This window comes from uncultured Nostoc sp., from assembly GCF_937863485.1.
In the GTDB taxonomy this organism is placed as follows: Bacteria; Cyanobacteriota; Cyanobacteriia; order Cyanobacteriales; family Nostocaceae; genus Nostoc.
Map to the genome: position 1 here is coordinate 147,656 of NZ_CALMFY010000057.1, position 9,148 is coordinate 156,803.

At 41.6% G+C, this 9,148-nt stretch carries 5 protein-coding genes and 2 pseudogenes; 4 read left to right on the plus strand and 3 right to left on the minus strand.

Features of this window, described 5'->3' with window-relative positions; all coding sequences use genetic code 11:
- Positions 1-43: 43 nt before the first annotated feature.
- The 3 genes and pseudogenes from Q0541_RS08775 to uvrB all read right to left on the minus strand — a co-directional run bounded on the left by Q0541_RS08775 (position 44) and on the right by uvrB (position 3,696).
- Positions 44-625, minus strand: a pseudogene (locus Q0541_RS08775) (Uma2 family endonuclease).
- 502 nt (positions 626-1,127) lie between these two features.
- Positions 1,128-1,688 (minus strand): Uma2 family endonuclease, encoded by a 561-nt coding sequence (locus Q0541_RS08780; protein WP_298908363.1) that lies wholly within the window; start codon positions 1,686-1,688, stop codon positions 1,128-1,130.
- Positions 1,689-1,698: 10 nt separating this feature from the next.
- Positions 1,699-3,696 (minus strand): excinuclease ABC subunit UvrB, encoded by a 1,998-nt coding sequence (uvrB, locus tag Q0541_RS08785; RefSeq protein ID WP_298908366.1) that lies wholly within the window; start codon positions 3,694-3,696, stop codon positions 1,699-1,701.
- A gap of 352 nt (positions 3,697-4,048) precedes the next feature.
- Here uvrB and Q0541_RS08790 point away from each other — a divergent pair, with 352 nt between their 5' ends.
- The 4 genes and pseudogenes from Q0541_RS08790 (at position 4,049) to Q0541_RS08805 (ending at position 6,639) form a co-directional block, all read left to right on the plus strand.
- Positions 4,049-4,513, plus strand: a complete 465-nt coding sequence (locus tag Q0541_RS08790) for a hypothetical protein (protein ID WP_298908369.1) — start codon at positions 4,049-4,051, stop codon at positions 4,511-4,513.
- A 329-nt stretch (positions 4,514-4,842) separates the two neighbouring features.
- Positions 4,843-5,025, plus strand: coding sequence for a CsbD family protein (locus tag Q0541_RS08795; RefSeq protein ID WP_298908372.1), 183 nt, complete (start codon positions 4,843-4,845; stop codon positions 5,023-5,025).
- A 378-nt stretch (positions 5,026-5,403) separates the two neighbouring features.
- Positions 5,404-5,783 (plus strand): annotated as a pseudogene (locus tag Q0541_RS08800) (hypothetical protein).
- Between the two features lie 217 nt (positions 5,784-6,000).
- Entirely contained in the window at positions 6,001-6,639 is a 639-nt protein-coding gene (locus tag Q0541_RS08805) for a histidine phosphatase family protein (protein ID WP_298908375.1), read from the plus strand.
- Positions 6,640-9,148: the final 2,509 nt, after the last annotated feature.

Below are 9,148 nucleotides of genomic sequence, written 5' to 3' on the forward strand. Positions count from 1 at the left end.
CGACAAGCGGTTGCGCGTCTACGCATTCTCATCGATCATCTATTCAATTTTCGGTGGCTTCGGTTTCAAACTGCACTTGTCGGTATAAATCAGCGATCGCTATTTCCACACCCACCGATTCCAGTCGCAATATATCGCCCAAATTATATTCTGACAACACCCATTTTCCCTGTTCGTTGCGCCGAAAAACTTCCACACACGGTTGAGTTACTTGTACTAAAACATATTCTTACAAGGTTGCAGATTGGCGATATTTAGCAAACTTTTTCCCTCTATCGGCTGCTTCTGTTGAAGGTGATAGCACTTCGATAATTAAGCAGGGAAATTGCACCAATTGTGGATCGATATCGCGCTCGTCGCAAGTCACTACTACATCTGGATAAAAATACTTTTGCCCCGGTTCTACCTGCACCTTCACATCTACAATGTATACTTCACAGGAGCGATCGGTTAGGGCATCATCTAAGAGCTTAAAGAAATTTGCAGAAATCCGATTATGGTTGCGTGTAGCACCACTGATCATCACGACTTGGCCATCCCAATACTCGTAGCGTTCCTCTTGGGTGGGTTCCCAAACCAGATATTCTTCTGCACTCCTCAAAATGCGATCGGGTAAAGCAACCATTGGCACGATCTCTTAATGATTCACTTGATCTAGGATAGCGAAAAAACGGCATTCTCTTTATTGCTACCCTAACTAAGCACTAATGTTCCAGCATTTAATCTCGCAGGTGTTTAATGCGATCGCACACTGTGTCAGAATCCCTATTGTAAGTGATTATGCTGCTTAAAAGTGGTATGTACTTTTCAGATGTGTAGCAAAGCGATCGCCTCGAAAAGAAAACTTTCTGGTCGCGCCTCAACAAATAGCCTAAATCACCTAACGTTCGTGGTCAGAGGTTTTCAAAGGCTTTGCGGCTCCACCAAACAGATAGCGGGACTTAAACAAATAGATTTTGTAGGTAAATGTTATATTCCATAACATAGCAACTCAGCTTATATTGTCAAGCAATTATACTTGGACAACAATAGATTATAAGTTAACTATGCAAGAGCAATATAAAGAATGGCTAGTTAATAGCCTCAAGTACTTCCCAACTAGGGCATTATTATAAATTACGAATTATTTAAACTTTTCGCAATAATTCCCGAATAGCAATCGCACAATCAGGGAAGGCTAAAGGTGAAATTGTCACATCCTCTGCAAGTATGCTCTCACTATGATACCCGTCTGGACTGGGGAGACGATACATATACAACTTGCGTCCAATGACATCTAAAATGCAGTACTCAATAATACCTGACTTAGCATAAGCGATTGCTTTTACTTCTCGATCATATTTGAGACTGGAATCAGCTATTTCAATCAGTAAAAACACTTCGGAAGCATCAGGATGGTGATCATCATAATCTAATAGATTGAGCTTGACTACTGAAATATCTGGTTCTGGTTCCGAGTAATCGTCAAGTTGCACTGGTGACTGGATTCTTAATAAAACTTTGTCGCCTAAACGTTGACGTAATAATCTTTCTGTGCGCGTAATTGCTGATTCGTGAGCAGTTCCTTTTGCTGACATTCTGACGATTTGTCCCGCTATTAATTCTAAGCGTTCCTCAGGATGAAAAATTCCCATCTCCGCCATTTGGTGATATTCTTGAACACGAATTAGGCGAATATTGGTAAGCATAAGATTCACGTTAATGTCCCAGCATTTTATCCCGCAGGTGTTTAATGCGATCGCGCAATTTTGCGGCTTCTTCAAATTCTAGTTTCTTTGCCGCCTCTTTCATCTGCGTTTCTAACAGAGTAATCAACCCCGGAATTTGTTCTAATGGCAGTTCATCTATATGTTCATCTACAACTTTCAACTCAGTTGCATTTAACCGCCGAGATACATCTAAAAAAGCCAAAATCGCATTACTTGATTTTTTAACAATTGGTTGTGGTGTAATCCCATGCAGTCGATTATGTGCTGTTTGAATACCACGCCGCCTGTCTGTTTCATCAATGGCTTTAATCATACTACCTGTCAGGTTATCAGCATATAAAATCGCTTGTCCCTGGACGTGACGCGCGGCTCTACCAATAGTTTGAATTAAGGAACGCTCGGTTCGCAAAAAACCTTCTTTATCTGCATCCATAATTGCTACTAAGGAAACTTCGGGTAAATCCAAACCTTCCCGCAGCAAGTTTACGCCAACTAATACATCAAATGTACCTTCGCGCAAGTTCTGCAAAATTTCAATGCGCTCAATAGAAGTAATCTCAGAATGTAAATACCGTACCCGAATACTGTGGTCTTGCAAATACTCGGTTAAATCTTCCGCCATCCGCTTGGTTAATGTGGTAATTAACACTCGTTCATGGCGATCGGCTCTATCTTTAATTTCTCCCAACAAATCATCAATTTGTCCTTCTGTAGGACGCACAGAAATTTGTGGATCAACTACCCCAGTTGGTCGAATTACTTGCTCAACTACATGATCTTCAGAAACTTCTAATTCCCAATTTCCGGGAGTTGCTGAAACAAAAATACACTGATTCACCTTTTGCCAAAATTCCTCAGCTTTCAAAGGACGGTTATCAGCAGCACTAGGAAGACGAAATCCATGTTCAATTAAAACTTTTTTTCTAGCTTGGTCACCGTTATACATGCCGCGAATTTGTGGCACAGTAACGTGAGATTCATCGATAACTAGTAGCCAATCTTTGGGAAAATAATCAATTAAACATTCTGGTGCTTCTCCAGCTTGTCTTCCTGCTAAGTGACGGGAATAGTTTTCGACGCCGTTGCAATAACCTACTTCGCGCAGCATTTCTAGGTCATAGCGTGTACGTTGATCTATACGTTGCGCTTCTAATAATTTACCAGCTTGTTCTAAGTCTGCTTTTTGCTGTTTTAATTCGGCTGCAATGTCATGACAAGCTACTTCTAACCGTTCTTCTGGGGTGACAAAGTGACGTGCAGGGTAGACATTCACTGCTTCTAAACTCTTGAGAATTTCACCTGTTACCGGATCAATATAGCGAATCGCGTCAATTTCATCACCAAAAAATTCGACACGAATAATTCGGTCTTCGTATGCTGGGCCAATTTCTAAGACATCGCCTCGGACGCGAAATTTTCCCCGACCCATTTCTATGTCGTTGCGGCTATATTGAACATTTGCCAAATCTCGTAAAATTTGGCGTTGATTTACTTCCATACCTATCTGAAGGGGGATGGCAGCTTTCAGATATTCTGCGGGCATTCCCAAACCATAGATGCAACTGATGGAAGCAACGACGATGACATCACGGCGTTCAAAAAGCGATCGCGTCGCTGAATGCCGCAACATATCTATTTCATCATTAATCGCCGCTGTTTTTTCAATATAAGTATCGGTAACGGGAATATACGCTTCTGGCTGATAGTAATCGTAGTAGCTAACGAAATACTCGACTGCGTTGTTGGGAAAGAAATCTCGCAACTCGTTACAAAGTTGTGCCGCAAGAGTTTTGTTATGCGCCAAAACTAAGGTAGGCTTGCCAATTTTCTCAATCACTGCTGCTATCGAAAATGTCTTGCCAGTTCCAGTCGCTCCTAGTAAAGTTTGGTAACGATTACCAGATTGGATACTAGCGGTCAGTTGGGCGATCGCTTGTGGTTGATCGCCTGTGGGACTAAAGGGAGCTTGAAGACAAAATTCTGTCATACAGTTTTGCTGGAAATACCCGATCTCATGGTGAGGATTTCGCCCTGTATCCATTGTAGCTGGCTTATTAGACCAAATAAATGGTAATATTTTTTTACAAAATGTAATAGTTTAATTTTACTTATGTATCAGTTTTAGGACTTACGCAAGAACTCTCTGAAACTCTTATTTCTCCGTACCCTCTGTGGACTCTGCGGTTCGATTTTCCGTTACCTGTGCGTAAGTCCTGAGTTTGAAAAAAACTTATATCTATATGAGGTTTTTTAAGGTTAAACTCTAAGATATATGGGAAAAAATTTCATCTTTCCTTAATTATTGTAAAATTCAATTAACAAATCAGAGGTGTTCGTTTATGACTATTAGCAGCACTGGCAAATCAACCAGTTCTCGGCAAAAGTATGCTAAGTCTTCAAGGGAAACTACAGAGGAAGTTGAAAATCAACAAGACCAGAGCTTGAATGCAGATAAAGTCGAGGAAGGTACTGAACTGCCAGTGGGAGCTTCTGGGACACTTGCCCTTGCTGGAGTTCGTCCCATAGGCGCTAGCGACTTAGAAGTTGCTGAAACACTTTCAATTGCTGGGGTACGTCCCGTTACCAGCAGTGCGTTAGAAGTAGTTGAAACTTTTAACGCAATGGGTATTCGTCCAATTGGCGCTAATACATTTGAAGTCGTTGAAAGTATCAATCTCTCTGGGATTCGTCCAATTGGCTCAAGTTCATTGATAATTTCTGAAAGCTATTCAACATTTGGTAACCGTCCGATAGCATCAAATGAGGTTGACAATTCTGAAAGCCTGATGGGTTTTCTAGATTAGACAAAAAATATCCTCATAACTTTATTAACCCAGCTTCTGTACGGAACTGGGTTTTTTTAGTTAAACAGTCAAAAGGAGGAATTAGAATATTTGCACTTTTTCTATGTCTTTTAGCATAGGTAACTAAACTGTTCTTGCTTTATTTTGTATGAAATCAGCAGCCAGAACGCTTACTACAACTAACTTTCTGAATTACGAGTTCTTGAATATGCCTTGTGGTGGAAGGCTTTAGCAAAAACCTTAAGCTATTGTATAAAAGTAATAACAAAAAGATTTCAAAGTTAGTTTATAGCTTTGAAAGAATTTTTTAATTAAATCAGGAGTACAAAATGAGCATCGAAGATCGCGCAAAAGCAGCTGCTAAAAATGTTGAAGGTAAAGCCCAAGAAGCATTAGGAAATGTTACTGGAGATCCAGAAGATCAAGCTAAAGGTAAGGCAAAACAAGCTGAAAGCGAAGTGCGTCACGGGATTGAAGACGTAAAAGACGGCGTTAAGAAAAATATTGGCTAACAGTTCAGAATTTTTTTGCAGAAACTGTAGGGATATCAATGGGATGGATTCCCTTTTTGCAAAAAAGTATGAATTTTTCAAGATTTAATGGCATATATCTTTCTTCTACTCTTAGCAAGCGTTGAAAGATAAAGGCTCGCTTGATTGGTATAACTTTTGTAGAGACGTAATAAATTACGTCTCTACATTAAAAAATGAATTTATCAATATAGAGGGATAATCTCTATAAATTCCAACTAGATAATAAAAGCAAGCAATTAGTTTAAATATACAACTTATTCTATCTACTGTTTAAAGCTTTTTTAGTGAGGTAAAAAAATGATTCTTCTTCAGTAAAGTCGCCAATATTTGGCGACTTTCGTCTTAATTGGAGTATTGATGATAATTACCGCCTGTGGTAGTGGTACGGTTTCACAAATTGACCGCCCAACTACCCCTCAGCAATTGGCCAAGATGTAACTTATGCAGAGTTAGAGGGAGGCAATACCCCAGGAGGACAAACCTTTGGTAAGTGGGTTGTGCAAACATCTCAAGGATTAGTTCAGGACGCTTATGTTCGTGATAACAATAAACTGGGTGTTGTTGTTTGCCCTAAAGTTCGTCCTAACGAAGTGCGACCATTAGCAAAATCCCTAGCTCAAGGTTTTCATAAGAACTTCCCCAATCAGGACTTAAAGGTTTTGATTTATGCGTCTGATAAGAAATTGATTTTGACTACTGAATATGACATTCAGACTAATCAAGTTAAATATAGCTAATTGCTGTATTTGCAATGAAGACTTGATGAGAGCTTGATAAATCGGAATTTTAAATTATGGTTAGAAAACGTCCAGCGCGAAAAGGAAACACAACAGACGTAGCTGCGGCAACTTTGCTCAATCTCAAAAAAATGTAGTAATATACCACAGGCATTAACTATCTTCAGCTACATCTGATTGTTAGCGCTCTTAAATTCACAATCCATGAGAATATACCGTGAGCCTAACTATTTATTTCCTCCGTCATGGACAGACAGAATGCAGCCGTAATAATTCTTTTTGCGGTTCCATAGACTCACAACTTACCCCAGAAGGCTTGGAGATGGCAAAGGCTTTTGCGGACGCATATAGTTCTATGGATTGGACAGCAATATTTTGTAGTCCAATGCGCCGAACTGTATTGACAGCAAAACCCTTATGTGAAGCAATAGGGATGGAACCACAACTTAGAGATGGTTTGAAGGAAATTAATTATGGCTTGTGGGAAGGAAAAACGCCAGAAGTAATTAGCCGTGAATATCACGATGATTATATTCGCTGGTCAGCCGATCCAGCTTGGTATGCGCCAAATGGTGGAGAAATGGCAGTTACAATTGCCTCTGGCGCCATACAGGTAATTGAAGAAATCAAGAGTCTTTACAGCAGTGGGAATGTGTTAGTGGTTTCCCACAAGGCAACTATCAGAATTATTCTGTGTAGTTTACTGGGGATTGATGTCGGACGCTTCCGTTTTCGTTTGGGATGCCCTGTTGCTTCGGTCAGTATTGTAGAATTTACTTCACATGGCCCGCTATTGAAGGCTTTGGCAGACCGGACTCATTTAGATCAGCGGTTGCGAAATTTACCAGGGACATGAGGGGAGTTGGGAGAGACGCGATTAATTGCGTCTGTACAGGAGTTAGGAGTTATTATTTTTACTTTGCTCTCCCTCGCTATGTGGCTTACTGTATTTGCAGAAAACATTTATCCCAATTTTTAGAATATATAATATGACAATTGTGGCGATGTCTACGACGGGCTACGCCTACGCACCGTCAATCGGTATTCCATGTACTGCTGCAACGGTAACCAGGGAGCCACTCATTTGGGCGGGTTTCCCGACTTGAGTGAAGTGGCGTTTGAACGGAGTGAAACCCAATAATTACAAGACTTTGAGGTGTTGGGTTTCGTCCCTCAACCCAACCTACATTCTATTTACCAGAATCGATATCTCCTAGAAAATTACCTAGAGAGAATTTATTAGTTCTTGAATCAACGATCGCAGTTATAAGTGAATGTCTTGTCGTCACCAACATTACAACATTAAGCCTTAACGTTAGGAGATTAAGGCTTAACGCTATAACGTTAAGCCTTAAGGTTACGACATTAAGGCTTAACATTACAACATTAATCACCAGCATCATAAGATTAAGGCTTAACGTTACGACATTAAGCCTTAACATTACAACTTTTTGACAAAAGCTTATGCGATCGCTCTTTAGGGTAGTGCGCTCTGTGCGATCGCTACCAATACTTAAACAAAACTTATTTAAAGGGCTGCGAGATCCTCAACTTCTTGAATAAGTCAGGGATCTGAATCAACCTAGTACAGATTGGCAAAAATAAACCTACCTTTTAAAACAGCCAGAAAGCCTAAAATTAAAGCATTTTGACTTTTGAATGCGTGACTTCCGCCTTGCGGTACTAGCCCATCCCGCACTAAACTCTCATCAACTATGTCAAACCCTTATTACTAGGTTAATCGAAGACACATTATAGTCCGCTGTCAAAAGCCTTCCACACACTGAGTTGTAAATTTTCGGCTAAGTCTAAAGATATATATTTTCTATATCTAAAGATAGATTGTATTAAGTACTGAACTAGTGGTAATTATACTTAGAGTAAGTAATCAAATTTTCTTTCCTTGTAAGGTGCATAGATCATTTCCAGATTATGGAAATGCCTATCAGCCTGTTAGATGATCTACAAGTACAGCACGGTGTAAATCCAGATATTATTACCTCAATATAACAATATAACAAGCCTTGGGGCAAAATCCCCTTGCTAAAGGTAAGCAAACTGACGCCGACCTGTACTAGTTGAACGCAGAAAAATATCATATTTCTGCGATGTCTGCGGTGGTTACTGAGCTTCTTGTACTGAGCGCAGTCGAAGTATGTCGGGCATTGCATAAATGCAGGATGAATCGGCGCTTGAAATCATTGATAATTCGTTCCAAATTGGGCGAAATCATTCGATGATTCAGCAACGCCGTATGTCGTACCACTTCTCCTTCGGAGACGCCAGCGCGAACGTGAAAGCAAGCTATGCGTAGCGTTTCGTAGAGAAGTGCGGGCTAGACCTACGCATTTAGTGTTGGATGGGTTTAATGCCCTGAAATTCTGATTATTTTGTTGGAACAACATTGGTTTAACTGACTTCTCCAAGAGCTATTCAATGATTCAATAGCCGTTGGAGATAGGATTCTGGGAATTTGTTTGAGAAACTGGTGATTTGAATCAGCTTTCGCTACCGTACTAACCTAATTAAGAGGATTTTACTCATGCCTAGACTAAACGTTCCACCCAATTTCATCGGCACCGGGGGTGCGGATACTTTAATCGGAGAACAGTTAAATGCATCACCGGCAATTGGTATTGATATTTTAACTGGAGGTTACATTCGTACGCTTTCAGGAATAGACACGATCACTGGCATCGCTACTGGCGATGACGGCCCTGAACCGAGCAGCAACGGTGCTTCTGGGACAGGCATCGCTAACAGTGGCAGTATTGATGCAGGAGACGGAAACGACGCGATCGCTGGCACAGGCAACGGCGGCAGTGGCAGTGACGGCCGCATTGACAGCGGCAATGGTGCTTTTGGGACAGGCATCGCTAACAGTGGCGGTATTAATGCAGGAGATGGAAACGACACGATCACTGGCACAGGCAGCGGCGGCAGAGGTGGTTCGGGTTACAACGGCGGCAATGCTGGTAATGCAATCGGCATTACTAACAGTGGCAGTATTAATACAGGAGATGGAAACGACGCGATCACTGGCACAGGGAAAGGCGGCACAGGTGGTGGGGGTTACGTGGGCGGCTATGGTGGTACTGGGACAGGCATCGCTAACAGTAGCAGTATTAATACAGGCTCAGGAAAAGACACGATCACTGGCATAGGAAGGGGCAGCGACGGCGGCAAAGACCGCGGCAGTGGCGGTACTGGAACTGGTATCACTAACACTAAGGAACTGGATACCGGAGACGGAGAAGACACGATCACTGGCACAGGTACTGGCGGCAACGGCGGCATCGGCGAAAACCGGCCCGGCGACGCAACTGGACGCCGCGTCACTACCCCAGGCACTCGTAAGACACGCT

Bases quoted from the DNA above. Each gene is read 5' to 3' on its own strand.
- Q0541_RS08790 (WP_298908369.1), top strand. From the start codon at position 4,049: ATGACTATTAGCAGCACTGGCAAATCAACCAGTTCTCGGCAAAAGTAT.
- Q0541_RS08780 (WP_298908363.1), bottom strand. From the start codon at position 1,688: ATGCTTACCAATATTCGCCTAATTCGTGTTCAAGAATATCACCAAATG.
- Q0541_RS08795 (WP_298908372.1), top strand. From the start codon at position 4,843: ATGAGCATCGAAGATCGCGCAAAAGCAGCTGCTAAAAATGTTGAAGGT.
- uvrB (WP_298908366.1), bottom strand. From the start codon at position 3,696: ATGACAGAATTTTGTCTTCAAGCTCCCTTTAGTCCCACAGGCGATCAA.